We start from the raw sequence: 24,876 nt of genomic DNA, 5'->3' as shown, positions 1-24,876 counted from the left end.
GCCGAAAATCGTCGATCAGGTGAACAGTGAGGGGGTACCCGTGCCGCTCCAACTCCCTTCAAGGGACGGTCAAAGCAAACTCCCGCACGCGTAAAAGAGGGCGCCGCCCCGGGGAGTCGAACCTCCGGGGCGGCGTCCTGTCTCGTGGGGTTCCGCGCGCTCGGCGCGGACCTCCGGGTCGGTCTACGGGAAGGTGATCTTCCAGCTGTTGATGTAGCCGGTGTCCTGGGCCGCCTGGTCCTGGACCTTCAACTTCCAGGTCCCGTTGGCTACTTCGGAGGACGCGTTGACCGTGTAGGTCGCGTTCACGTTGTCCGCCGAGTCGGACGAGCTGAAGTTCTTCAGGCGGTACGTGGAGCCGTCCGGGGCGACCAGATCGACCACCAGGTCACCGCGCCAGGTGTGCACGATGTCCACCGCGACCGCGAGGTTCGAGGGGGCGTTGCCGGTCCGGCCGCTGACCGTGATCGACGACGTCACCGCGGCGCCGTTGTCCGGAATCGATACGTCGGCCGTGTTCTCGAACGACGTGCCGCCACCGCCGCCACCGCCGGGACGCGCCCCGACGGCCACTGCCGCCCAGGCGTTGGCCACCGCCGTGTACTCGGCGCTGGTCGTGCCGTACAGCTCACCCGCCGCCGCGAGCGTGCCGGTGCGGGCCGCCGCGTAGTTGGTGGTCGAGGTGAACTTGGTGGTGAGCGCGCGGTACCAGATCTGCAGCGCCTTGTCGCGGCCGATGCCGGTGACCGGAAGCCCGTCGGACGTGGGCGAGTTGTAGCTGACGCCGTTGATGACCTTGGCGCCGCTGCCCTCGCTCAGCAGGTAGAAGAAGTGGTTGGCGATGCCCGACGAGTAGTGCACGTCGAGGTTGCCGACACCCGAGTACCAGGAGTCCTTGGAGCCGCCGTCCTTGCTGGGCTTGTCCATGTAGCGCAGCGGGGTGCCGTCGCCGTTGATGTCGATCTTCTCGCCGATGAGGTAGTCGCCCACGTCGGTCGAGTTGTTGGCGTAGAACTCGACGCCCGTTCCGAAGATGTCGGAGGTCGCCTCGTTCAGGCCGCCGGACTCGCCCGAGTAGTTCAGGCCCGCGGTGTTGGAGGTGACACCGTGGCTCATCTCGTGACCCGCGACGTCCAGCGCGGTGAGCGGGTCGGCGTTGCCGGAGCCGTCGCCGTAGGTCATGCAGAAGCAGCTGTCGTCCCAGAACGCGTTCACGTACGAGTTGCCGTAGTGCGCCCGGGAGTAGGCGCCCACGCCGTTGTTCTTGATGCCGTTGCGGCCGAACGTGTTCTTGTAGAAGTCCCACGTCTCGGCGGCGCCGTAGTGCGCGTCGGCGCCGGCCGTCGCCGCGTTCGACGTGGTGCCGTTGCCCCAGGTGTCGCTCGTCTGCGAGAAGAGCGTGCCGGTGCCCGATGTGCCGTGGTTCAGGTTGTACGTCTTGTGGCCGCCGCGCGCGCCGTCGGTCAGCGTGTAGTTGGAGCCCGACTGCGTGGTGGTCAGGGTCACCTGGCCGCTGTACTGGGTGTTGCCGATACCGGTCTTGACGCCCTGCCACTCGTAGAGCTTCTTGCCGGTGGCGGCGTCGGTGATGACGTGCAGCTCGTTCGGGGTGCCGTCGTCCTGGAGGCCGCCGACGACGGTCTCGTAGGCGAGCGTCGGCTTGCCGCTCGCCGCCCAGATCACCTTGCGGGGCGCGCGGTCGGCGGCCGTGCTCTTGGAGCCGGCGGCCTTGGCGGCGGACAGTGCCTGCTTCTCCGCCGTCGCGGCGGCGACGGCGGGCTTGAGCGTGGCGACCTTGAGGGAGGCCTTCGTCGCCCTGTAGACGTGCCCGGTCTTCCCGGACTTCGCCGTGTCGACGACCAGGTCGCCGCCGAGGACCGGCAGCCCCTCGTACGTCCGCTCGTAGCGGGTGTGGACGGTCCCGTCGTGGTCCTTGATGACGTCGCGGGCGACGAGGCTCTCGTCGGCGCCGAGTCCCAGGTCCTTGGCGGTGGCCGCCTTGGCGGTGTTGGCGTCGCGTATCAGCTCGGCGCGCTGCGAGGCGGTGAGCTTCATGGCGACGGCACCGGGGTTGATCTTGCCGGCCCGGGGTGCCTGCTCGGGGGCGGCGTTCGCGGCGCCCGACTGGACGGCCGCGGCCAACAGGGCGGTGACGCCGACGAGGGCGACACCGGCGACGCGGCGCTTGGTGGTGTGGGAGGTGCGTCTGTGGGAGGAGCTGCTACTCAACACTGACTCCTTCTGCGTGGCCGCGGGTCGCGCGGCCAGGGGAGACCGGACGAAGGAAGACCCGTCCGGGCAGAACTGGGCTTTACGCGGAACCAGGTGCAATGGGGTCGTGCGGGCGCGTCACAGCTGATGGAGCTGTGGGGTTGCTGTGAAGCAGCCGTGGGAAGAGTGGCAGGAGATGACGCTTTCTGTCAGGACCGCGTCAGCACTTTGGCCGGAAACGGTTCGTTGTCCGGTTCGTCATGTTCGGTATACGGACTGTCCGTCGGGCCGTGCGACGGACTTTCGTCCCGCGTGACGCGGAGTTCACGCGCCCGTACGCCGCACGTGATCCCGTCACTGACCGGCGGCAGGCCGCCCGTCCCCGTGCCACGAGTGCCACAGCGCCGCGTACGCCCCCTCGGCCGCCACCAGTTCGGCGTGCGTGCCCAGTTCGGTCAGGCGGCCGTCCTCCATCACCGCCACCCGGTCGGCGTCGTGCGCGGTGTGCAGCCGGTGCGCGATGGCGATCACGGTCCTGCCCTCCAGCACGGCGGCCAGCGCACGCTCCGTGTGCCGCGCCGTCGCCGGGTCGAGCAGCGCCGTCGCCTCGTCGAGGATCAGGGTGTGCGGGTCGGCGAGAACCACGCGGGCCAGGGCCAGTTGCTGCGCCCGCGAACCGTCCACCGGGACCGCCTCGGGGCCCAGCTCCGTGTCCAGCCCGTCCGGCAGCTCCGCGGCCCAGTCGTCGGCGCCGACCGCGGTGAGCGCAGCCCACAACTCACCGTCCCCGGCCGCCGGTTCGGCGATCAGCAGGTTGTCCCGGACCGTACCCAGGAACACGTGGTGCTCCTGGGTGACGAGGACGACCTGCCGGCGCAACTGCTCCGGGTCGAGAGCCACGACCGGCACCCCGCCGACCGTCACCGTCCCGCTGCCCGGCGCGTCCACGCCCGCCAGCAGCCGGCTCAGCGTGGACTTCCCCGCACCCGAGGGACCCACCACGGCCAGCCGCTCCCCGGGCCGCACCGTCAGGTCGACCCCGCGCAGTACCTCGCCCCCGCGCTCGTACGCGTACCGCACACCGGCGACATCGATCCGGTCGTCCGCCGGTGCCGGCACTCCCGCCCGCACAGCGCGCGGAGCACCCGCGAGCCCCTCCACCCGGGCGAACGAGGCACCGCTGCTCTGCAGTTGCTCGACCTGGTTGAGCATCGTGTCGAGCGGCTCGACGAGTTGGCGCAGATACAGCGTCGCGGCGACCACCGTCCCGAGGCTCAGGACACCCCGGGCGTGCAGCGCGCCGCCCACCAGCAGTACGGCGACCACCGGCAGGACGTACGAGATCTCCACCGCCGGGAAGAACACGCTGCGCAGGAACAGCGTCCGCATCCGGCTGCGGCGCGACTCCTCCAGGGCGTCCCGGCCCGCCCGGACCCGGCGCTCTCCGAGCCCGAACGCCTCCACCGTGCGGGCGCCGGACGCCGTGGCCACGAGGATCTCCGCGACCTGCGAGGTGGCCGCGCCCTCGGCGAGGTAGGCGGTCCGCGCCCGGCGCAGGTACCAGCGCAGCGCCGCCCAGATGCCGGCGAGACCCAGCACCGCGCAGCCGCCGAGCAGCGGGTCGATGGCGAACACGGCGACCAGGATGAACAGCGACTGCGCGCCGGAGATCAGCAGTTGGGGGAGCGCGTCGCGCAGCGTGTTGCCCACCAGGGTCACGTCGGCGGTGCCACGCGCCGTCAGATCGCCGGTGCCCGCCCGCTCCACGACCGAGGCGGGCAGGGTCAGCGTCCGCTCCACGAACTCCTCCCGCACCCGCGCGAGCGTCCGCTCCCCGAACCGGTAGCCGGCGAGGCGGGCCCAGCGGGCCAGCAGCAGTTGGGCGACCGCGGCCGCGAGGATGACGAGCGCCGGGCCGTCCACCACCTCCACGCCGCCGCCCCGCCGCACGTCGTCGATGATCCGGCCGAGCAGCCAGGGCCCGACCAGTCCGGCCGCGGCGGCCAGCGCGTTCAGCGCGAGGACGGCCGCGAAGACCCGGCCGTCCGCGCGGATCAGCCGGACCGTGGCCCGGCGCACCTCGGCCCGTCCGGCGACGGGCAGGTGGGTGCTCATCGAACGGCTCCCTCGGTCTCGCCGGCCACCGGGCGTGCGGTACCGGCCGCCGTCGCGCGCTGCTCCCGTACGCCGCGGGTCCGTCCTGCGGCCGCGTGCGCCTCCACGGCATCCACCCGGCCGCCGGCCGCTTCCGATCCGCCGTCGGCCGCCAGGTCGCGGGCCACCAACGCCCGGTATCCCGGCTCCGAGCCGAGGAGTTCGCGATGGGTCCCGGTGGCGGCCACCTTGCCGTCGACCAGGAAACAGACGGTGTCCGCGTGGTCCAGCACGAGCGGCGAGGTACTGGTCACCACCGTCGTACGGTCGGTGCGCTCGGCCCGCAGCCGCCCCGCGACGGCCGCCTCCGTGTGCGCGTCGAGCGCCGAGGTCGGTTCCACGGCGAGGAGCACCTCCGGGTCGGCGAGCAGGGCCCGCACCAGCCGGACCCGCTGCCGCTGGCCGCCGGACAGGCTGCGGCCCCCCGCGTCGACGGCCGAGCCGAGACCGTCCGGCAGCCCGAGGACGATGTCGTCGGCGGCGGCCGCGCGCACCGCCCGCGCGATCACCTCGTCGGCGTGGTCCCGCCGCCCGCCGACCAGTTCGCGCAGCGTGCCCGCGAACAGGTCGGCCTCGTTGTCCGCCACCAGGATCCGCTCCCGCACCTGCTCCAGAGCGACCTCGTCCAGCCGGACACCGCCCCAGGTCACGTCCGACGGCGCGTACCGCCCGAGCCGGTCCAGCACCGCCTCCGACTCCGCGGGCCGCGCCCCGACCAGGACCGTCAGCCGTCCCGGGACGATCCGGACCCCGGACGCGGGATCGTGCAGCACGGCCGGGGACCCCGGGGCGTCCAGCGCGTCCGCGGGAGCGCGGTCGGGCTCCAGGGACAGGAACCGAACGACGCGCCGCGCGGCGACCACGCCCCGCGACAGCTGGTAGCCGGCCTCGATGAAGAAGTACACCGGCAGGACCAGCACCGCGACATAGCCGTACACGGACACCAGCTCGCCGATGCTGATGGCGCCCTGCGCGGCGAGCCGGGCCGCGAGCCAGGTCACCACGGCCAGGAACAGGGACGGCAGCCCGAGGCCCAGCGCCTGGATCCAGCTCGTCACCGCGCCGACGCGGTAGCCCTGGTCGCGCAGACGCCGCGCGTCGCGTCGGAACGCGTCCGCGAACAGCCCCTTCCCGCCCAGCCCGTTGAGAACGCGCAGACCGCCCGCCAGATCGCCGATCCGCGCCGTCAGCACGGCCTGCCGCTCCCGGTAGTCCGTCTCCGTCCCCTGGAGCCGGCCCATCAGCGGTCCGACCAGCAGCGCGATCAGCGGCACCCCGAGCAGGATCGCCACCGACAGCGTCACCGACACCGACAGCAGCAGCGCGGCCACCACCCCGTAGGTCACGACCGAGGCGATACCGGGCCCGACGACCGTCAGCGACGTACCGATCGTCTGCACGTCACCCACACCGATCGTCACGACCTCACCGGCCCCGACCTGCCGCGGCAGCGCCGCCCCGAGCCGGACCGCGTGGTCGACGACGACCTTGACCGTCCGGAAGTTGCCGTCCATCCGGACCTGGGTCATCGTGCGGTGCCGGACGACACCCAGCCACGCGTTGAACACCCCGGCGCCCAGCACCGCCGCCGTCCAGCCGACCAGCGCCGTGCCGTCACCCGGCTCCAGACCGTCGTCGATCGCCCGCGACAGCAGATACGGCGTCAGGGCCAGGAGCCCCATCCACACCGTCGCGATCACCGCGCCGGTGGCCGAGCGGCCCGCCTGCCGGCCGACCAGCCACCACAGGTACCGCCAGCCGCCCCGCCGGTCCGGCGTCCCCGGATCCGCGTACGCGTCGATCATCCGTCCCCCTTCGCCCGTCGGTCCGCCGTCATACGAGGCTGTCGCGCCACGCCCGGTGCAGATCGGCGAACCGGCCGGTGCCCGCGACGAGTTCGGCGGGCGATCCGTCCTCGACGATCCGCCCGTGCTCCATCACCAGCACCCGGTCGGCGATCGCCACCGTCGACAGCCGGTGCGCGACGACCACGGCCGTGCGGCCCCGCAGCACCGTCGACATGGCGCGCTGCACCGCCCGTTCACCCGGCACGTCCAGCGAACTGGTCGCCTCGTCGAGGATCAGCACCGCCGGGTCGGCGAGCAACGCCCGTGCGAAGGCGACCAGTTGGCGCTGACCGGCGGAGATCCGACCGCCCCGCTTGCGGACGTCCGTGTCGTAGCCGTCGGGCAGCTCGCTGATGAACTCGTGCGCCCCGATGGCCTTCGCCGCCTGCTCGATCTCCTCGCGGGACGCCTCGGGGCGCCCGATCGCGATGTTCTCGGCGACCGTGCCCGAGAAGAGGAAGGCCTCCTGGGTCACCATCACCACCCCGCGCCGCAGCTCGGGCACCGACAGCTCGCGCAGGTCGACGCCGTCGAGCAGGACGCGCCCCTCGGACGGGTCGTAGAACCGGGCCAGCAGCTTCGCCAGCGTCGACTTGCCCGCGCCGGTCGAGCCGACCACGGCCACCGTCTGTCCCGCGGGCAGGGCCAGCGAGAAGGTCGGCAGGACCTCCCCGCCGGTGCGGTACGCGAAGCGGACCTCGTCGAAGACGACCTCGCGGCCCGGGTGTTCGGAGGCGAGCGCGGGCAGCGGGCGCGGCGCGGACGGCTCCGGAACCGTCGGCGTCTGGGCCAGCAGACCGGCGATCTTCTCCAGCGAGGCGGCCGCCGACTGGTAGGAGTTCAGGAACATGCCCAGGCGGTCGATGGGGTCGTACAGCCGGCGCAGATAGAGGACCGCCGCGGCGAGCACGCCGAGCGCCAGCGAACCCGACGCCACCCGGTACGCGCCCCACAGCACGATGCCCGCGACCGCCGTGTTGGCGACGAGACGGGAGCCGACGACATAGCGGGCCATCTCCAGCAGGGCGTCGCCGTTCGTCTTCTCGTGCCGTTCGTTGAGCACCCGGAAGGCGTCGTCGTTGGCCGCCTCGCGGCGGAACGCGCGGACCGGCCGGATGCCGTTCATCGTCTCCGCGAACTTCACGATCACCGAGGCGATCGCCGTCGACCGGACGGCGAAGATCCTGCCCGCCCGACGCTGGTAGCGGCGGATGAGCAGGTACAGCGGGACGAAGGAGGCCACCGCGACCGCGCCGAGGCCCGCGTCCAGCCAGAGCAGCATCGCCGAGATGTAGACGAACGACAGGATGACCGTGACGAGTTCCTGGAGCCCCTCGCTGAGCAGTTCGCGCAGCGACTCGACGTCCGTCGTGGAGCGCGAGATCAGCCGGCCCGAGGTGTAGCGCTCGTGGAAGTCGACGCTGAGCGCCTGGGCGTGCCGGAAGATCCGGCCGCGCAGATCGAGCAGCACGTCCTGGTTGACCCGGGCCGAGGCGATGATGAACGCCCACTGGAGTCCGCCGGAGAGCGCCGAACACAGCAGATAGGCGACGCCGACGGCGATCAGCGGCCCGTGGTCGTCGTGCCGGAACGCCGGGACGGCGCGGTCGATGGCGTACGCGACGAGCAGCGGCCCGGCCTGCACCGCAGCCTGCTGGAGCAGCAGCAGAACGGTCGTCACGACCACCCGGGCCCGTAGCGGCACGAGCAGCGACCGCAGCAGGGCCGCCGTCGCACCCGGGGGAGTGGGCAGCGTGTCGCGGTCGAAGGGGTCCTGGTGCGGCTCGGTCCGCCGGTCCGCCCGTACCGCGAGCCGTCCTTCGCCCGGGTCCTCACCCGGGGCTCCGTCCGGTTCCCGGTCCGGAGCGGTGGTCGTGGGCGCCGCGGTCATCGGTCGTCCTCCTCTGCGCCCGACATCAGGTGGGCGTACTCGGCGTTCGTGCGCAGCAGTTCGTGATGGGTGCCGACCGCGGTGATCCGGCCGCCGGAGAGCAGCGCGACGCGGTCGGCCAGCAGGACCGTGGACGGGCGGTGCGCCACGATCAGTGCGGTCGTCTCCGCCAGCACCCGGCGCAGGGCGGCCTCGACGGCCGCCTCCGTGTGCACGTCCAGGGCCGACAGCGGGTCGTCGAGGACCAGGAAGCGGGGTCGTCCGACCACCGCCCGCGCCAGCGCGAGGCGTTGGCGCTGGCCGCCGGAGAGGCTGAGGCCCTGCTCGCCGACCTGCGTCGCGGTGCCCTGGGGCAGCGCGTGGGCGAAGTCGGCCTGGGCGACGGCCAGGGCGCGGTCCAGCTCGTCCCGGCCGGCGGTTGCCTCGGCGCCCATGAGGACGTTCTCGCCGACGGTGGCCGAGAAGAGGGTGGGCTCCTCGAAGGCGACGGCGACGAGTTCGCGCAGCTCCTCGCGGGGCATGGCCGTGATGTCCCGGCCGTCCAGGGTGATCCGTCCCGAGGTCACCTCGTGCAGCCGGGGGACGAGTGCGGTCAGCGTGGTCTTGCCGGTTCCGGTCGCCCCGACCAGCGCCATGCTCTCGCCCGACCGGATGTGCAGGTCGATCCGGTCGAGCACCGGCGGGGCGTCGCCGACGGCATCCGGGTACCGGAACCCGACCCCGTGGAACCGGAGCCCGTCCTCTTCGAGCGGGGTCGCGAAACCGCCCGCCGGCTCCGAACCACCGACGGGCACCGGCCCGGTGACCGGTGCGTGCGCGGGTCCCGGACCCCGTTCCGGCTTCGGGCAGGGGGAGGGTCCTCCCGCCGGCTCCGCGGCGGCTGTCCGTACGCTCGGGGGCGTGAGGGGCGATTCCGGTTCCGCGTCCATCACCTCGAAGTAGCGCTCGGTGGCCGTCGCCGCCTCCTGGCTCATCGCGAGGAGGAAGCCGATGGAGTCGACGGGCCAGCGCAGCGCGAGCGCGGTGGACAGGAAGGCGACCAGCGTTCCGGCGGACAGGTCGCCGTCGGCGACCTGGACCGTGCCGAGCACCAGGGCGGCGCCGATGGCCAGTTCCGGCAGGGTGACGATCACGGCCCAGATCGACGCGAGCAGCCGGGCCTTGGCCAGCTCCGTACCCCGCAGCGTCCCGGACAGCTCACGGAACGCGCGGGCCTGGCTCCGGTGCCGCCCGAACCCCTTGATGATCCGGATGCCGAGCACACTCTCCTCGACCACCGTCGTGAGGTCGCCGACCTGGTCCTGCGCCTGCCGCGCCACCTCCGAGTAGCGCCGCTCGAAGAGCCAGCAGACGATCATCACCGGGATCGCCGGGGCCAGCAGCACGAGTCCCAGGGTCCATTGCTGGACCAGCATGATCGAGACGCCCGCGAGGATCGTCACCGAGTTCACCAGCAGGAACGTCAGCGGGAACGCCAGGAACATGCGCACCAGCATCAGGTCCGTGGTCCCCCGGGACAGCAGCTGGCCCGACGCCCAGCGATCGTGGAAGGCGACCGGCAGCCGCTGCAGATGCCGGTACAGATCGGCCCGCATGGACGCCTCGACGCCCGCGAGCGGCCGGGCCACCAGCCACCGGCGCAGCCCGAACAGGACCGCCTCGGCGATGCCGAGGAGCAGCAGCCACAACGCACCGAGCCAGACGCCCGCCGGGTCATGGCCGGAGATCGGCCCGTCCACCATCCACTTCAGGACCAACGGGAACAGGAGCGCGAGACAGGACGCCACCACCGCGACGAACGCCGCGACGAACAGCCGCGTCCGCACCGGCCGCACATACGGCCACAGGCGCAGCAGGCTGCGAACGGTCGATCGATCGGGCAGGTCCGTGGTGACTGCATCTGTGGTTCCCATCACCGGCGAGCCTACGGAGTGGCACTGACAGTGCCCACCGAGTTTTGGCCGCACCGGAGAGATCCGGACCCGCCGCGTCCGCGCACTCAGGACCCGCCGCGTCCGGGATCTCCCGACTCGTCGCCCGGCTTCCGCGCACCTGGTCGTAGTGCCGCATCAACCGATCGGCTGATGCCGCTTCGAGCGCGATGGCCGATGTGCCGGCCGGGGTCCGGGCGGGAGGCTCGGAGCATGTCAGTCATCGAAGTGAGCGGACTGCGCAAGTCCTACGGCGGCCGGGCCGTCGTCGACGGTGTCTCCTTCACCGTCGAGGAGGGCGAGATCTTCGGGATCCTCGGCCCGAACGGCGCCGGCAAGACCACCACCGTCGAGTGCGTCGAGGGCCTGCGGGTCCCGGACGCGGGCCGGGTCCGCGTCACCGGGCTCGACCCCTTCGCCGACCGCGAGGCCACCAGCCGTGTCCTCGGCGCCCAGCTCCAGCAGAGCGAACTCCAGGCCAAGCTCACCGTGCGCGAGGCCCTGGAGCTGTACGCCGCCTTCTATCCGCACCCCGCCGACTGGCGCCCGCTCGCCGAACGCCTCGGCCTCACCGACCGGCTCACCACCGGGTTCGGCAAACTCTCCGGTGGCCAGAAACAGCGCCTGTTCATCGCGCTCGCGCTCATCGGCAACCCGCGTGTCGTCGTCCTCGACGAGCTGACCACCGGGCTCGACCCGCGGGCCCGCCGCGACACCTGGGAACTCATCGAGGACATCCGCGCGCAGGGCGTCACCGTCCTCCTCGTCACCCACTTCATGGAGGAGGCCCAGCGGCTCTGCGACCGGATCGCGGTCATCGACAAGGGCCGGATCGCCGCGCTGGACACCCCGGCCGGGCTGATCCGCCGCTCGAACGGCTCGACCGTCATCAGCTTCACGCCGTCGGCGCCGCTGGACGAGCGGGACCTCGCCGCGCTGCCCGCGCTCGCCTCCGTGGAGCACAAGGACGGCCGGGTCACCCTGTCCGGCACCGACGAGACGGTCAACGCCGTCATCACCCTCCTCGCCCGCCACCGCATCACCGCCCACCAACTCCGCGTCACCGACGCCACCCTGGACGACGCGTTCCTCGACCTGACGGAGGCAGCAGCATGAGCACGGCACTCGCTCGCCCCGGTACCCGCGCGGACCTCCGCTCCGGCATCCGCGGCGGCCTGAACACCGCCGTCATCCGGACCGAACTCCGGCTCTTCCGCCGCGAACCCGGCGCGATCTTCTGGATCCTGCTCTTCCCCACACTCCTCCTGGTGATCCTCGGCTCGATCCCCTCCTTCCGGCAGCCCGACCCCTCCTTCGCGGGCCTGCGCCCCATCGACGCCTACGTCCCCGTCGCCGTCCTCCTCGGTCTGATCGTGGGCTGCCTCCAGTCGATGCCACAGTCCCTGACCGGCTACCGCGAGCGCGGCATCCTGCGCCGCATGTCCACCACCCCCGTACGGCCCGCGGCGCTGCTGTCCGCGCAGATGCTGGTGTTCGGCGGCGCGGCACTCGTCTCCGCCCTGCTCGCGCTCACCGTCGGCCGCCTCGCCTTCGACGTGACCCTGCCCCGGCAGGCCGGCGGCTACCTCCTCGCGCTGGTCCTCGCCGTCCTGGCCGCCCTCGCGCTCGGCGCGGTGGTCTCCGCCGTGTCCCGCACGACGAAGATCGCGGGCGCGATCGGGTCCGCGGTGTTCTTCCCGATGATGTTCTGCGCCGGTGTCTGGCTGCCCGTGCAGGCCATGCCGGACACCCTCGCCCGGATCGTCGGCTACACGCCCTTCGGCGCCGCCGCCCAGGCCCTGAACCAGGCCGCCGCGGGCCACTGGCCGAGCTGGTCCCACCTGGGTGTGCTCATCGCCTGGACGGTGCTGCTGTCGGCCGGGGCCGCGCGCTGGTTCCGCTGGGAGTGAGCGTGAGCGACCTCCACTCCGTGCAGACTGAACGCATGACGACCGCACCGCGACAGGACAGCGCGGCCGCCGCGGCACGGACCGTGGAGGAACGCTGGGCCAGCTTCCACCGCTACGGCCCCTTCGGCCTGCTCGGCGTCGCCGTCGTCCTCTCCGTGGCGACGGCCGGCGTCGTCGGCATGAACCGCACGGACTGGTACGTGGGCGTGCCGCTGGTGCTCGCCGCACTCGCCCTTCAGATGTGGTGGACCCGGGCGATGCGCAGCAGACCGGGTCCGACCCGCGCGAGCATCGGCTACTTCTGGATCCGCTGGGCCATCGCGTTCGTCCTCGCCCTGACCAACCCGTTCTACGCCTTCTACGCGGCCGCGAGCTACTTCGACGTCGAGCGGCTGCTGCCCCGCCGCATGGTGCGGGTCGGGGTGATCGCCGCGGTCGTCGTCGTGGCCGGTTCGCAGTCCGGCGGGCTGCCACCGCACGGCGCGGTCGGCTGGGCCGTGTTCGGCGGGCTGCTCGCCGTCAACGTCACCCTCGCCGCGATCATGGGCCACCTCAACGCCAAGGAGAACGAGCGGGCCCTCGTCCAGGCCGCCACCATCGCCGAACTGGAGCGCACGAACACCGCGTTGCAGCAGGCCCTCGACGAGAACGCCGCCCTGCACGCCCAACTCCTCGTCCAGGCACGGGAGGCCGGGGTCGCCGACGAGCGCCGCCGGCTCGCCGCAGAGATCCACGACACCATCGCCCAGGGTCTGACCGGCATCATCGCCCAGCTCCAGGTCGTCTCCAACACCCCGGACCCGGCGGCCGCCCGCGACCACGTGACCCGCGCCGCCGACCTCGCCCGGCACAGCCTCGGCGAGGCCCGCCGCTCCGTTCAGAACCTCGCCCCCGTCGCCCTGGCCGACGACGGCCTGCCCGAGGCGCTGAAGAAGACCGTCGCCGAATGGGGCGAACGCAACGGCATCCGGGCCGAGTTCACCGTGACCGGCGTCGCCGAGCAGCTCCACGACGAGGTCTCGGCCACCCTCCTGCGGATCGCCCAGGAAGCCCTCTCGAACGCCACCCGGCACGCCCGCGCCGGCCGGGTCGGGGTCACCCTGAGCTTCATGGTCGACGAGGTCACCCTCGACGTCCGCGACGACGGACACGGCTTCGACCCGCTCGCCGTCCCGGCCCGCACCGGCACCGGTGGATTCGGCCTCGACGGCATGCGCGCCCGAGCCGAACGCATCGCCGGCTCCCTCACCGTCGAGTCCGAGCCGGGACACGGTACGGCGGTCTCCGCTCGCGTACCGTTGGTGCGCCATGACCGATGACCCCGCGGCCCGCCGCTCCGACCCCGTGATCACGCTCCTCCTCGTCGACGACCATCCCGTCGTCCGCGACGGTCTGCGCGGCATGTTCGAGTCCGCCCCCGGCTTCACGGTCCTCGGCGAGGCGTCCGACGGCGTGGAGGCGGTGGCGCTCACCGCCTCCCTCGACCCGGACGTCGTCCTGATGGACCTGCGGATGCCCGGCGGCAACGGCGTCGAGGCCATCGCCGAACTCACCCGCCGCGGAGCCCGTGCCAAGGTCCTCGTCCTGACGACGTACGACACCGACTCGGACACCCTCCCCGCGATCGAGGCGGGCGCGACCGGCTACCTCCTCAAGGACGCGCCCCGCGACGAGCTGTTCACGGCGGTCCGCGCGGCGGCGGAGGGCCGCACCGTCCTGTCCCCGGCGGTCGCCTCCCGCCTGGTGTCCGCGGTGCGCGCGCCCGCTCCCGCCGAGTCCCTGTCCGCCCGCGAACGCGAGGTGCTGGCGCTGGTCGCCCAGGGCACCTCCAACCGCGAGATCGCCCGTGTGCTGTTCATCAGCGAGGCCACGGTCAAGACCCACCTCACCCACCTGTACAACAAGCTCGGCGTCAAGGACCGCGCGGCCGCGGTCGCCAGGGCCTACGACCGCGGCATCCTCGGCTGACGGGGCGGGTCCGAGCCGGCCCCGCCGCCCGGGCGCACGCTCCTCAGCGCACTCTCAGCACACCTTCAGCAGCAGCACCGACCGCGCCGGCACCGCGATCGCCGTCCCCGCCCGGTGCACGACACCGGGCTCCTCGTCCTGCTCCTCCCGCGAGGTGTCCACGACCACCTCGTACCGAGCGGCCCACGGCAGCCCCGGCAGCTCGAAGGAGGCCGGCCGGTCCCCGGCGTGCAGCACGGCGAGGAAACTGTCGTCGGTGACGGGCACGCCCAGCGCGTCCCGGCCCGGGATGTCCCGCCCGGACAGGTACATCCCGAGCGTCGCGGCGGGCGCGTACCAGTCGCGCTCCGTCATCTCGGTGCCCCGCGCGGTGAACCAGGCCAGGTCCCGCAGCCCGTCGACCGAATGGGCCCGCCCGGAGAAGAACGCCCGGCGGCGCAGCACCGGATGCTCGTGACGCAGCGCGATCAGCCGGGACGTCAGCTCGAACAGCGCCCGCCAGCCGGGGTCCTCCAGCTGCGCCCAGTCGACCCAGCTGATCTCGTTGTCCTGGCAGTACGCGTTGTTGTTGCCCCGCTGGGTCCGCCCGAACTCGTCGCCGGCTACCAGCATCGGCACGCCGGTCGACAGCAGCAGGGTGGTCAGCAGGTTCCTCAACTGCCGCCGTCGCAGCGCCTGGAGGCCCTCGTCGCCGCTCTCGCCCTCCACCCCGCCGTTCCAGGCGCGGTTGTCGTCCGTGCCGTCCCGGTTGCCCTCGCCGTTCGCCTCGTTGTGCTTGCGCTCGTAGGACACCATGTCCCGCAGGGTGAAACCGTCGTGCGCGGTCACGAAGTTCACCGACGCGTACGGGCGCCGGCCGCCCCAGGCGTACAGGTCGCTCGACCCGGACAGCCGGTACCCGAGGTCCCGTACGTCGGGCAGGGCGCCGCGCCAGAAGTCCCGTACGGCGTTGCGGTAGCGGTCGTTCCACTCCGTCCACAGCGGCGGGAAGGCACCCACCTGGTAGCCGCCTGAGCCCACGTCCCACGGCTCGGCGATCAGCTTGACCCGGCGCAGCACCGGATCCTGCGCGATGACGGCGAGGAACGGCGACAGCATGTCGACGTCGTGCATGGACCGGGCGAGCGCTGCCGCCAGGTCGAAGCGGAAGCCGTCGACGCCCATCTCGGTCACCCAGTACCGCAGCGAGTCCGTGATCAGCCGCAGCACCTGCGGCTGCACGACGTGCAGGGTGTTGCCGCAGCCCGTGTAGTCGGCGTAGCGGCGGGCGTCGGACTGGAGCCGGTAGTAGCCGCGGTTGTCGATGCCGCGCAGCGACAGCATCGGGCCCAGCTCGCCCGCCTCCGCGGTGTGGTTGTAGACCACGTCGAGGATGACCTCGATGCCGGCCGCGTGCAGCGCGCGCACCATCCGCTTGAACTCGCCGACCTGCTGGCCCGTCGTCCCGGAGGCCGCGTAGCCCGCGTGCGGGGCGAAGTAGCCGATCGAGTTGTAGCCCCAGTAGTTCTTCAGCCCCCGGCGCAGCAGATGGTCCTCGTGGGCGAACTGGTGCACCGGCAGCAGCTCCACCGCCGTCACCCCGAGCTTCACCAGGTGCTCGATCGCGGCCGGGTGCGCGAGTCCCGCGTAGGTGCCGCGCAGTTCCTCGGGGATCCCGGGGTGCAGACGGGTGAACCCGCGGACGTGCAGCTCGTAGATCACCGAGTCCGCCCAGGGCGTCTTCGGGCGGTGGTCGTCGGCCCAGTCGTCGTCGTCCTGCACGACGACGCCCTTGGGGACGAACGGCGCCGAGTCCCGGTCGTCGCGCACGGTGTCGGCGACGTGCTGCTGCGGCCAGTCCCGGACGTGCCCGTACACCTCCGACGGCAGGGTGAAGTCGCCGTCCACCGCGCGGGCGTACGGGTCGAGGAGCAGCTTCGCCGGGTTCCAGCGGGCGCCGGTCCACGGGTCCCAGCGGCCGTGCACCCGGAAGCCGTACCGGCGGCCGGGGAGCACACCGGGGACGAAGCCGTGCCAGATCTCGTGGGTGAGTTCGGTGAGCGCGACGCGGGTCTCGGCGCCCGCCTCGTCGAAGAGGCACAGGTCGACGGCCTCCGCCCCGCCCGCCCACAGCGCGAAGTTGGTGCCGGTGGTGCCGTCCGGGCCCACCCGGAAGCGTGCTCCGAGTGGAGTCGGGGCACCCGGCCATACGGAGACGGGAGGCGCCTTCGGGCGCCGGGCACCGTTCAGCGCGGGAGCGGCCGGTTCCGGCTCCGTGGTCGCGGGCACGGCGGTGGACCGCCCCGCCGGTTCCGTGGCGGTCTGCGTGGGCAGTTCAGCGGCATGTCCCTGGTGGACTGCCTCCTGCTCGGGTGCGCTCGACACCGATCAGCCTCCCGCGGCTCGTGGAACGCAACGAAAAGGGGCGTACGGCGTCCCGGCCGCAGCTCCTTGTCGCGTCGTCCTCCCCACTGTTCTGCCCACCGGGTGGCTCGCACTCACGTTTCCCCGGCGGGGCGCCGTCGTTGGGTCCCTTGTGAACCACGTACCGACGCGCGCGCGGCGCGCAGGGGCCGCGCTGGCCGCCGTACTGACCTGGGCCGGTCTGCTGGCCGGAGCCGCCGGCTGCTCCTCCGGCGGGATCTCGAAAGGGATCGGTGAGGCGTTCGGCAAACCCCGCTCGCCCGAGGACGTCATCCACGTCACGCCCGACGACACCGCCAAGGGGGTCCGCCCGCAGCAGACGCTGACGGTACGGGTGCCCGGCGGGCGCCTGGAGTCCGTGACGGTCGTCAAGTCCCAGGACGCCCAGGAGTCCCCGGTGCCCGGGCGGATCTCCGACGACGGCCTGTCCTGGAAACCGGACGAGCCGCGGCTCGCCCTCGCCGCCAAGTACACGGTCGACGCGGTGGCCCTGGACGGCCACGGACGTCGCTCGGCCCGGCACACCACCTTCACCACGGAGGTCCCCGACGAGCGCTTCATCGGGTACGTCACCCCGGAGAACCGGTCCACCGTCGGCACCGGAATGATCGTCTCCCTGGAGTTCAACCGGGAGATCGAGAACCGGGCCGCCGTCGAGCGGGCCATCCGGGTGGAGGCGAGCCCGGCCGTCGAGATCCGCCCGCACTGGTTCGGCAAGGACCGCGTCGACTTCCGCCCCGAGACGTACTGGAAGCCCGGCACGAAGGTCACCGTCGCGCTGCGCCTGCGCGACGTCGAAGCGGCCCCCGGCGTCTACGGACTCCAGTCGAAGACCTTCACCTTCACCGTCGGCCGCAGCCAGGTCTCCCTCGTCGACGCCCGCGCGCACACCATGCAGGTCCGCCGCGACGGCGCCCTGCTCGCCACGGTGCCGATCACGGCCGGGGCGCCCAAGACGACGACGTACAACGGGAAGATGGTCGTCACCGAGATGCTCGAGGTGACCCGGATGAACAGCCGCACGGTCGGATTCGGCGGCGAGTACAACATCCCGGACGTCCCGCACGCGATGCGCCTCACCGACTCCGGGACCTTCCTGCACGGCAACTACTGGGCGCCGGACGCCTTCGGACACACCAACGTCAGCCACGGCTGCGTGGGCCTGCGGGACGTGAAGGGCGGTGGCTCGGACACCCCCGCCGGCTGGTTCTTCGACCGCAGCCTCATCGGGGACGTCGTCGAGGTCGTGCACAGCAACGACAAGCAGGTCGCGGCCGACAACGGGCTCGGCGGCTGGAACATGAACTGGAAAGTGTGGAAGGCGGGCTTCCGGCGATGAAGTGACCCGATATGCGGGTATGCGCACGACGGACTCCAGCGGCGCCCCGCACGGCCGAAGTTGGGACTGAACGGTGACCTTCCCGGGGAGCCATCGCTCCAGGCCGTGTGATTAATTAGCGCGATACGCGCGTGGGACGCGCTGGAGTGCGGGCCTGATCAGGCCGTGCGAGGGGAGAACGACTTGAACGGGCGACCGATATCGGGGGCGTCGGTTGGCGCACGGACCCACCGGAGCAAGGGAATCCTGGCACTGCTGCTGGGCGTCCTGCTGCTCGCGGTGACCGCGTGCGGCGGGGGAGGAGGCTCGGACCGGGAAGCCGGTTCGGGCGACGGCAAGGGCAAGGGTTCGAGCGGTACGGCCGACACCAAGGTCTCGCAGGCCGTGGTGAAGATCGCACCCAAGGACGGCGCGGGCGACGTGGAGACGAGCGGTGCGCTCAAGGTCTCCGCGGCCAAGGGCAAGCTGACCGAGGTCCGCGTCGAGGACACCAAGGGAAACGCTGTCAAGGGAAGCATCACCGACGGGGGCGCCACCTGGACGCCGTCGTCACACCTGGCCGCGGCCACCAAGTACACGGTCCACGCGGTGGCCAAGGACTCCGGGGGACGTGAGGCCGCCGAGGAGTCGGCGTTCACCACGCTGACCCCGAAGAACACGTTCGTCGGCATCTACACGCCCGAGGACGGCGCGAAGGTGGGCGTCGGAATGCCGTTCTCGGTCCGCTTCACCCGGGGCATCACGCACCCGGACGACGTCGAGAAGGCCATCAGGATCAAGACGGAGCCGGCGGTCGACGTCGAGGGCCACTGGTTCGGCAACGACCGGCTCGACTTCCGTCCCGAGGAGTACTGGGCGGCCGGCACGAAGGTCACGGTCACCTTCGACCTCGACGGTGTCGAGGGCCGCCCCGGCGTCTACGGCAAGCAGGCCAAGACCGTGAAGTTCACGATCGGCCGCAGCCAGGTCAGCACCGTCGACGTCAAGACCCACAAGATGACCGTCAAGCGGGACGGCAAGGTCCTCAAGACCATCCCCGTCACCACGGGAAAGCCGGGCTACGACACCTGGAACGGCCAGATGGTCATCAGCGAGCGCCTCAAGGTGACCCGCATGAACGGCGAGACGGTCGGCTACGGCGGCGAGTACGACATCAAGGACGTGCCGCACGCCCAGCGCCTGACCAACTCGGGCACCTTCATCCACGGCAACTACTGGGGCGGCGACGCCTTCGGCAACTACAACGCCAGTCACGGCTGCATAGGCCTGCGCGACGTGCGCGGCGGCTACGACGGCAAGGTGGCGGCGGCCTGGTTCTTCGACAACTCGATCACCGGTGACGTGGTCGTGGTCAAGAACTCGCACGACAAGACGGTCGCCCCGGACAACGGCTACAACGGCTGGAACATGTCCTGGTCCGACTGGACCAAGTGACCTGAGCGAGGGACCGGTCTTCGACGGGCCGGGTGTGCTGTGACCCAGCACACCCGGCCCGTTGCCGTTAACGGCCACTAACCTGCTCGCATGACTGTGCATCTCGAAGTGGCCGAAGGCGTGGGCACCATCCGCCTGGACCGCCCGCCCATGAACGCCCTGGACGTCGCGACGCAGGACCGTCTCAAGGAGCTCGCCGAGGAGGCCGCGACGCGCACGGACGTCCGTGCCGTCGTGCTGTACGGCGGGGAGAAGGTGTTCGCCGCCGGCGCGGACATCAAGGAGATGCAGGCCATGGACCACGCGGCGATGGTCGTACGGTCCCGGGCCCTGCAGGACTCCTTCACCGCCGTCGCCCGCATCCCCAAGCCGGTCGTCGCCGCCGTCACCGGCTACGCGCTCGGCGGCGGCTGCGAACTCGCCCTCTGCGCCGACTACCGCATCGCCGGCGAGAACGCGAAGCTGGGCCAGCCGGAGATCCTGCTCGGCGTCATCCCCGGCGCCGGCGGCACCCAGCGCCTGTCCCGGTTGATCGGCCCCTCCCGGGCCAAGGACCTCATCTTCACCGGCCGCATGGTCAAGGCCGACGAGGCGCTCGCCCTCGGCCTCGTCGACCGGGTCGTCCCCGCCGCCGAGGTCTACACGGCCGCCCACGCGTGGGCCGCCCGGCTCGCCAAGGGCCCGGCGATCGCGCTGCGCGCCGCCAAGGAGTCCGTCGACGCGGGTCTGGAGACGGACCTGGAGACCGGACTCGCCATCGAACGGAACTGGTTCGCGGGCCTGTTCGCGACGGAGGACCGGGAGCGGGGGATGCGGAGCTTCGTCGAGGAGGGTCCCGGCAAGGCGAAGTTCCTCTGACCGGACGGCGAACGTCACCCCGGCAATTCCTCTGATCCACTTGCAGTTGACGCGGTGTCTTACCCGGCGTCCCCCGATGGAGCGTTTTATGCCAGCCTTAAGGCAACCTTAAGCGCACCTTGTCGGTGGTCGCCGGGTACTGCCCCCAATCGCCCTTCGTTCGCAGGTCGGACGGGTTGCCCGGCCCTCCGGAATGCCGTGGGCATATGCCGATCAGCCACTTCGGAATGTCCCGTTCCGGGGGGCGTATTCCTCCGGAACGGCCCCCAAGCGAGGTCCGGGCGGCCATGATGGGGGCATGGCGGGGCTGGAGGGTATCGAACAGCCGCGGCGGCACGGGAGTGCGACCGCGGCACGCTGGACACCTGCGGTCGAGGACGAACGGGCGCTCAGGGCACTGGAGTTGTTCGGCAATCCCATCGAGACCGAGGTGCAGTTGCCGTCCCGCCCGGAGTCCGCGGCGTCCGCGCGGCGGCTCGCCCAGGTCGTGGTGCTGCGTCACTGGGGCCTCTCGCCGAAGATGGCCGAGGACGCGGTCCTGCTCGTCTCCGAACTCGTGGGCAACGCCGTGCGGCACACCGGCGCCCGCCATTTCGGACTCCGGATGCGCCGCCGCCGTGGCTGGATCCGCGTCGAGGTGCGTGATCCCTCCCGCGGCCTGCCCTGTCTCCTGCCGGTGCAGGATCTGGACCTGAGCGGGCGCGGTCTCTTCCTCGTCGACAAGCTCTCCGACCGCTGGGGCGTCGATCTGCTGCCCCGCGGCAAGACCACCTGGTTCGAGATGCGCGTCGCCGACCGCTAGCCCGCCCTCGTACGCGGAAACCCCGGCCGCTGGGCAGCCGGGGCTTCGGGGCTCCGCGGAACGAATGGGGTGTGATCCGCGGTGCCGACGACAACCATGGCCCGGGTCAATGGGTGGAGGTCGCATCGCTGACTATCGCAGACCGGCCGGATTGATCCAAAACCAGGGGATGTTGGCTCCGCCCCTCCTCGAATCCTCCACCCGATCCCCCCTCGGACCCGCGCCGTCCCCCTCCGGGTCCGCCCCACAACCTTCTTTCACCCCTCCGCCCCTACCCTTCCCGTACCTGGGGCTCCGCCCCAGACCCCGCTCCTCAAACGCCGGAGGGGCTGACATTCAGGCCCGCACCCGGCACCCGGCGAAAGGGACGCGCCCCGGCCAGTCGCTGCCCGCAGTCGGCGTCCGGTGGGAGGGGCCGTGCCGGTACATCAGGTGCCCGTCGCTTACGTCCGGATCGAGCAGCTCCCGCTTCTCGGCCGACGTCTGATGCAGCGGCGACGGGCGGATGTGCCGGCACGGCCCCGCCCCGCCCACCGGACCGAAACCGGAACCGGAGCCGAGGCCGAAGCCGGAGGCGCCCGGAACGCCCGGCGCGCAGCCGCCCGCAGACGGACCAATCGGCGGTTTCCGGGGTGGTCCCCCCTTAAATGGTCCGGTGACCACGCCCGCCGAAGACCCCGCAGCCGCCCCACCCCGGCGCGCGGCCCTGCTCACGGGACTAGCGCTCACCGCAGGAACGCTCACCGCAGGCTGCTCCGCCCAGGCATCCCCCGACACCGCACGGGCCCAGCCCCGGACGACACCCCCGACACCCCCCGCCGCGCCGAGCGCGCCCGTCGTACCCCCCGCCCCCGCCCCCCGCCGCTTCCCCGCCCAGCCCTCCGAGATCACGCACGGCCCCCGCACGAACCCCCCGAAAGTCGCCCTCACCTTCCACGGCCAGGGCGACCCCGCCATCGCCACGTCGGTTCTCGGCGAGGCGGAGAAGGCCGGCGTCCGCGTCACCGTCCTCGCCGTGGGCACCTGGCTCGACGAGCACCCCGGCATCGCCCGCCGCATCCTCGACGGCGGCCACGACCTCGGCAACCACACGCTCCACCACCTCGACATCAACGCGATGTCGCAGACGGAGGCGGCCGCCGAGATCCGTGGCTGCGCGGACCGGCTGAAGCGGCTGACCGGCTCGATCGGCACCTGGTTCCGGCCCTCCCGCAGCCCGCGGGCCTCCGCCCTCGTCCAGCGCCTCGCGCAGGACGCCGGTTACCCGCACACCCTCTCCTACGACGTCGACTCCCTCGACTTCACGTCGCCGGGGGCCGCCGCGGTCACCCGGAACGTCCTGGCGACGGTTCGCCCCGGCTCCGTGGTGAGCCTGCACTTCGGCTACGCCGACACGGTCGCCGCCCTCCCCGACCTCCTGCACGAGCTCGACCGGCGCGGCCTGCGCCCGGTCACCACAACGGAGTTGCTGAGCTGATGCTGACGCCCCCCTCCCCCCTGCGCTCCTGCCTGCACTCCTCCCTGCGTGGCGTGCTGGCCGCCGGCGCCGCCCTCACCACGCTGGCCGCCCTCGCGGGCTGCGGCGCCTCCGGCGGGAAGCATGCCGACGAGGCCCTCGGCACGAAGGCCGCCGTCCAGCCCGCCCCCGTGAAGAAGAAGACACCCGAGGGCCTGCCCGGCATGCCTCCGCTGCTGGACCCGACGGACGTCTACGCCGCCGACCGGCCGGGCCGTTTCTCCCCGGTGGTCAAGGACTTCCCGTCCCGGGTGTACGTGCCGAACACCGAGTCCAACACGGTCACGGTCATCGATCCGAAGACGTACGAGGTCATCGAGACGATCAAGGTCGGAGTGCAGCCCCAACACGTCGTCCCCTCCTGGGACATGAAGACGCTGTGGGTCAACAACGACAAGGGCAACAGCCTCACGCCCATCGACCCGAAGACGGGGAAGGCGGGCAAGCCGGTCGACGTGCACGACCCGTACAACCTGTACTTCACGCCCAACGGCAAGTACGCGATCGTGATGGCCTCCCTCGACCGTGAGCTGGTGTTCCGCGACGCGCACACGATGAAGCGCGTCAAGACGGAGCCGGTCAGCTGCTACGGCGTCAACCACGCCGACTTCTCCCCGGACGGGAGGTACTTCATCGTGTCCTGCGAGTTCAGCGGCGAACTGCTGAAGGTCGACACCGAGAAGATGAAGGTGGTCGCCCAGCAGAAGCTGCCGTTCCAGGGGGCGATGCCACAGGACGTGAAGATCTCCCCGGACGGCAAGAAGTTCTACATCGCCGACATGATGGCCGACGGCGTGTGGGTCCTGGACGGCGACAAGTTCACCAAGCCGACCCTGCTGCACACCGGCAAGGGCACGCACGGCCTCTACGTCAGCCGCGACTCCCGCGAGATGTACATCTCCAACCGCGGTGAAGGCACCATCTCCATCTTCGACTTCACCCAGAACCGGCTCACCAAGAAGTGGCGCCTGCCCGACGGCGGCAGCCCGGACATGGGCGGCGTCTCGGCGGACGGCAAGGTCCTGTGGCTCTCCGGCCGCTACAACGCCGAGGTGTACGCCATCGACACCCGCACCGGGGTGCAACTCGCCCGCATCCCGGTCGGCAGCGGCCCGCACGGCCTCGCCGTGTACCCGCAGCCCGGCCGCTACTCGCTCGGCCACACGGGCATCTTCCGTTAGAACGACGCCTGTTGACCCGCTTGAGCTGACACGCCGTCGTACGGGTGATGGTCCACGGCCCGCCACCGCGGAACGGAGATCGTGCACCCCATGATCATCCATCGCCCGCGGCGGCGGGCCGCCGCCGTCGTCCTGTCCCTCGGGGCCGTCCTCGCGACGACCGCCGCGACGCCCGCCGCCCCGGCCGCCCCCGCCACCCGGGCCGCGGCGCCCGGCTGTCCCCAGTTCACCGACCCGGTCAAGGCCGCCGCCGACCGGCGGGTGGACGTCGGGCGCATCACACCGGAACCGGTCTGGCGCAGGACCTGCGACACCCTGTACCGCAGTGACGTCCGGGGCCCGGCGACCGTCTTCGAGCAGGGCTTCTACCCGAAGGACGTCATCGGCGGACAGTACGACATCGAGCAGTACGCCCGCGCCGACCAGCCCTCGCCGTACGTGGCGGCGACGTACGACCACGATCTCTACAAGGCCGGGAACACGGCGGGCTTCAACTACTACATCGACGCTCCAGGCGGCGTCGACGTCAACAAGACCATCGGCGACACCCACCGCCGGGCCGGCCAGGACGAGGTGGCCTTCCCCGGCGGCATCGCCCGCCAGTACGTCGTCGGCGTCTGCCCGGTCGACAGGCGGACCCGGACCGAGATCATGAGCGACTGCCAGAGCAACCCGTACTACGAGCCCTGGCACTGACCCACGCCCCGCGGCACCACCGGAACCGGCGCCCCGCCCCGGGCGCCGGTTCAGCCCGCGGTGAGCAGTGCCTCCGCCCCGACGGGACGGAAACCGGCCGCCTGGAACGCCCGCAGACTGCGGGCGTTCCCCGCCGCCACCTGCGCCCAGACCGGCTCGCCGGCGAGGTGCCGCGCCGCCGTCGCGAGCGCCCGCCCCAGCCCCCGGTGCCGTACGTCCTCGTCCACCTCGACCGAGGCCTCCAGACGGCCCCCGATCCCGTGTCCGAGGACGACCACTCCGCCGTCCGCCGCCCAGGCCCGCACGCCGTCCCGCCGCCCGAGCGCGGCGGCGATGCGCGGATGACCCGGACCGGACAGTTCCGTGAGCGCAAGGGGCGGCGGGCCGGGCAGCGGGGCGGCGACGCACATCACGTCGACGGTGTCGTGCGCGCGTCCGGTCCGTTCCATGAGCGCGGCGAGGAACCGGGGGTTCATGGCCGCCGCGAGCGGATCGCAAGCGACCGCCGCCAGCGTCGCGCGCACCCAGTCCTCGTCCTCGTCGGTGAAGACCACGGAGTGCGCGGTGAAGGCGAGTACTCCGGCGTCGCGCGCGGAATGCTGCCGTACGACCGTGACGGAGCCGTCGGGCGGTGGGAAGATCCCCCGTGCCGCGGCGTCCACGACGGCTCCCAGCCTGTGTGCGGTGCCGGTCACGACCGCCCCCTCGGCGCTTGAGTCTCCACCCACTGGAAGG

At 72.0% G+C, this 24,876-nt stretch carries 18 protein-coding genes; 11 read left to right on the top strand and 7 right to left on the bottom strand.

From position 1 onward, the window contains the following. Positions 1-183 precede the first annotated feature (183 nt). The 5 genes from AB0C62_RS12430 to AB0C62_RS12410 all read right to left on the bottom strand — a co-directional run bounded on the left by AB0C62_RS12430 (position 184) and on the right by AB0C62_RS12410 (position 10,016). Positions 184-2,229, bottom strand: coding sequence for a M4 family metallopeptidase (locus AB0C62_RS12430; RefSeq protein ID WP_362972164.1), 2,046 nt, complete (start codon positions 2,227-2,229; stop codon positions 184-186). A gap of 336 nt (positions 2,230-2,565) precedes the next feature. Further along, entirely contained in the window at positions 2,566-4,326 is a 1,761-nt protein-coding gene (locus AB0C62_RS12425; protein WP_362972162.1) for an ABC transporter ATP-binding protein, read from the bottom strand. Next, complete coding sequence (locus AB0C62_RS12420; RefSeq protein ID WP_362972160.1) at positions 4,323-6,170, bottom strand: ABC transporter ATP-binding protein; 1,848 nt, start codon at positions 6,168-6,170, stop codon at positions 4,323-4,325. The genes AB0C62_RS12425 and AB0C62_RS12420 overlap by 4 nt, the downstream gene beginning before the upstream one ends. Positions 6,171-6,198: 28 nt before the next feature. After that, on the bottom strand, positions 6,199-8,103 hold the full coding sequence (locus tag AB0C62_RS12415) for an ABC transporter ATP-binding protein (protein ID WP_362972158.1): 1,905 nt from the start codon (positions 8,101-8,103) through the stop codon (positions 6,199-6,201). Then, positions 8,100-10,016, bottom strand: a complete 1,917-nt coding sequence (locus AB0C62_RS12410; protein ID WP_362972156.1) for an ABC transporter ATP-binding protein — start codon at positions 10,014-10,016, stop codon at positions 8,100-8,102. The genes AB0C62_RS12415 and AB0C62_RS12410 overlap by 4 nt, the downstream gene beginning before the upstream one ends. Positions 10,017-10,247: 231 nt before the next feature. On the opposite strand from AB0C62_RS12410, the gene AB0C62_RS12405 reads away from it, so the two are divergent. From AB0C62_RS12405 to AB0C62_RS12390, 4 genes are read left to right on the top strand one after another with little or no spacing between them, the layout of a single operon-like run. Then, a complete protein-coding gene (locus AB0C62_RS12405) occupies positions 10,248-11,150 on the top strand; it encodes an ABC transporter ATP-binding protein (protein ID WP_362972154.1) in 903 nt (300 codons plus the stop codon). A 59-nt stretch (positions 11,151-11,209) separates the two neighbouring features. Beyond that, on the top strand, positions 11,210-11,944 hold the full coding sequence (locus AB0C62_RS12400; protein ID WP_362972193.1) for an ABC transporter permease: 735 nt from the start codon (positions 11,210-11,212) through the stop codon (positions 11,942-11,944). Positions 11,945-11,979: 35 nt separating this feature from the next. Beyond that, positions 11,980-13,263, top strand: coding sequence for a sensor histidine kinase (locus AB0C62_RS12395; protein WP_362972153.1), 1,284 nt, complete (start codon positions 11,980-11,982; stop codon positions 13,261-13,263). Beyond that, a complete protein-coding gene (locus AB0C62_RS12390) occupies positions 13,253-13,912 on the top strand; it encodes a response regulator transcription factor (protein ID WP_362972151.1) in 660 nt (219 codons plus the stop codon). Before AB0C62_RS12395 ends, AB0C62_RS12390 begins: the two co-directional genes overlap by 11 nt. Positions 13,913-13,966: 54 nt before the next feature. Here AB0C62_RS12390 and glgX read toward each other — a convergent pair whose 3' ends face one another. Beyond that, the gene (glgX, locus tag AB0C62_RS12385) at positions 13,967-16,180 is read right to left on the bottom strand and encodes a glycogen debranching protein GlgX (protein ID WP_362972191.1); all 2,214 of its coding nucleotides are present in this window, start codon (positions 16,178-16,180) and stop codon (positions 13,967-13,969) included. Positions 16,181-16,427: 247 nt separating this feature from the next. Between glgX and AB0C62_RS12380 the strand changes: the two genes are divergently transcribed. The 7 genes from AB0C62_RS12380 to AB0C62_RS12350 all read left to right on the top strand — a co-directional run bounded on the left by AB0C62_RS12380 (position 16,428) and on the right by AB0C62_RS12350 (position 24,141). Continuing rightward, a complete protein-coding gene (locus AB0C62_RS12380; protein WP_362972149.1) occupies positions 16,428-17,654 on the top strand; it encodes an Ig-like domain-containing protein in 1,227 nt (408 codons plus the stop codon). Positions 17,655-17,837: 183 nt separating this feature from the next. Continuing rightward, complete coding sequence (locus AB0C62_RS12375) at positions 17,838-19,088, top strand: Ig-like domain-containing protein (protein WP_362972147.1); 1,251 nt, start codon at positions 17,838-17,840, stop codon at positions 19,086-19,088. A gap of 90 nt (positions 19,089-19,178) precedes the next feature. Then, positions 19,179-19,946, top strand: a complete 768-nt coding sequence (locus AB0C62_RS12370; RefSeq protein ID WP_362972145.1) for an enoyl-CoA hydratase-related protein — start codon at positions 19,179-19,181, stop codon at positions 19,944-19,946. A 193-nt stretch (positions 19,947-20,139) separates the two neighbouring features. Beyond that, a complete protein-coding gene (locus AB0C62_RS12365) occupies positions 20,140-20,748 on the top strand; it encodes an ATP-binding protein (RefSeq protein ID WP_362972143.1) in 609 nt (202 codons plus the stop codon). A gap of 655 nt (positions 20,749-21,403) precedes the next feature. Further along, the gene (locus AB0C62_RS12360; protein ID WP_362972142.1) at positions 21,404-22,225 is read left to right on the top strand and encodes a polysaccharide deacetylase family protein; all 822 of its coding nucleotides are present in this window, start codon (positions 21,404-21,406) and stop codon (positions 22,223-22,225) included. Next, on the top strand, positions 22,225-23,445 hold the full coding sequence (locus AB0C62_RS12355; RefSeq protein WP_362972140.1) for a hypothetical protein: 1,221 nt from the start codon (positions 22,225-22,227) through the stop codon (positions 23,443-23,445). Before AB0C62_RS12360 ends, AB0C62_RS12355 begins: the two co-directional genes overlap by 1 nt. Positions 23,446-23,535: 90 nt before the next feature. Continuing rightward, positions 23,536-24,141 carry an ADP-ribosyltransferase gene (locus tag AB0C62_RS12350; protein ID WP_362972138.1) on the top strand — a complete coding sequence of 202 codons (606 nt, stop codon included), beginning with the start codon at positions 23,536-23,538 and terminating at the stop codon, positions 24,139-24,141. Between the two features lie 50 nt (positions 24,142-24,191). On the opposite strand, the gene AB0C62_RS12345 is transcribed toward AB0C62_RS12350, so the two are convergent. Continuing rightward, complete coding sequence (locus AB0C62_RS12345; protein WP_362972136.1) at positions 24,192-24,836, bottom strand: GNAT family N-acetyltransferase; 645 nt, start codon at positions 24,834-24,836, stop codon at positions 24,192-24,194. Between the last annotated feature and the right edge of the window lie 40 nt (positions 24,837-24,876).

The organism is Streptomyces sp. NPDC048643 (genome assembly GCF_040650615.1).
Lineage (GTDB): Bacteria > Actinomycetota > Actinomycetes > Streptomycetales > Streptomycetaceae > Streptomyces.
This window is presented reverse-complemented; position numbering and strand designations above follow the sequence as displayed.

Coding starts and splice junctions, on each gene's coding strand:
- AB0C62_RS12355 (WP_362972140.1), top strand. CDS start 22,225: ATGCTGACGCCCCCCTCCCCCCTGCGCTCCTGCCTGCACTCCTCCCTG.
- AB0C62_RS12425 (WP_362972162.1), bottom strand. CDS start 4,326: ATGAGCACCCACCTGCCCGTCGCCGGACGGGCCGAGGTGCGCCGGGCC.
- AB0C62_RS12410 (WP_362972156.1), bottom strand. CDS start 10,016: ATGGGAACCACAGATGCAGTCACCACGGACCTGCCCGATCGATCGACC.
- AB0C62_RS12390 (WP_362972151.1), top strand. CDS start 13,253: ATGACCGATGACCCCGCGGCCCGCCGCTCCGACCCCGTGATCACGCTC.
- AB0C62_RS12395 (WP_362972153.1), top strand. CDS start 11,980: ATGACGACCGCACCGCGACAGGACAGCGCGGCCGCCGCGGCACGGACC.
- AB0C62_RS12365 (WP_362972143.1), top strand. CDS start 20,140: ATGCCGTGGGCATATGCCGATCAGCCACTTCGGAATGTCCCGTTCCGG.
- AB0C62_RS12350 (WP_362972138.1), top strand. CDS start 23,536: ATGATCATCCATCGCCCGCGGCGGCGGGCCGCCGCCGTCGTCCTGTCC.
- AB0C62_RS12405 (WP_362972154.1), top strand. CDS start 10,248: ATGTCAGTCATCGAAGTGAGCGGACTGCGCAAGTCCTACGGCGGCCGG.
- AB0C62_RS12415 (WP_362972158.1), bottom strand. CDS start 8,103: ATGACCGCGGCGCCCACGACCACCGCTCCGGACCGGGAACCGGACGGA.
- AB0C62_RS12420 (WP_362972160.1), bottom strand. CDS start 6,170: ATGATCGACGCGTACGCGGATCCGGGGACGCCGGACCGGCGGGGCGGC.
- AB0C62_RS12370 (WP_362972145.1), top strand. CDS start 19,179: ATGACTGTGCATCTCGAAGTGGCCGAAGGCGTGGGCACCATCCGCCTG.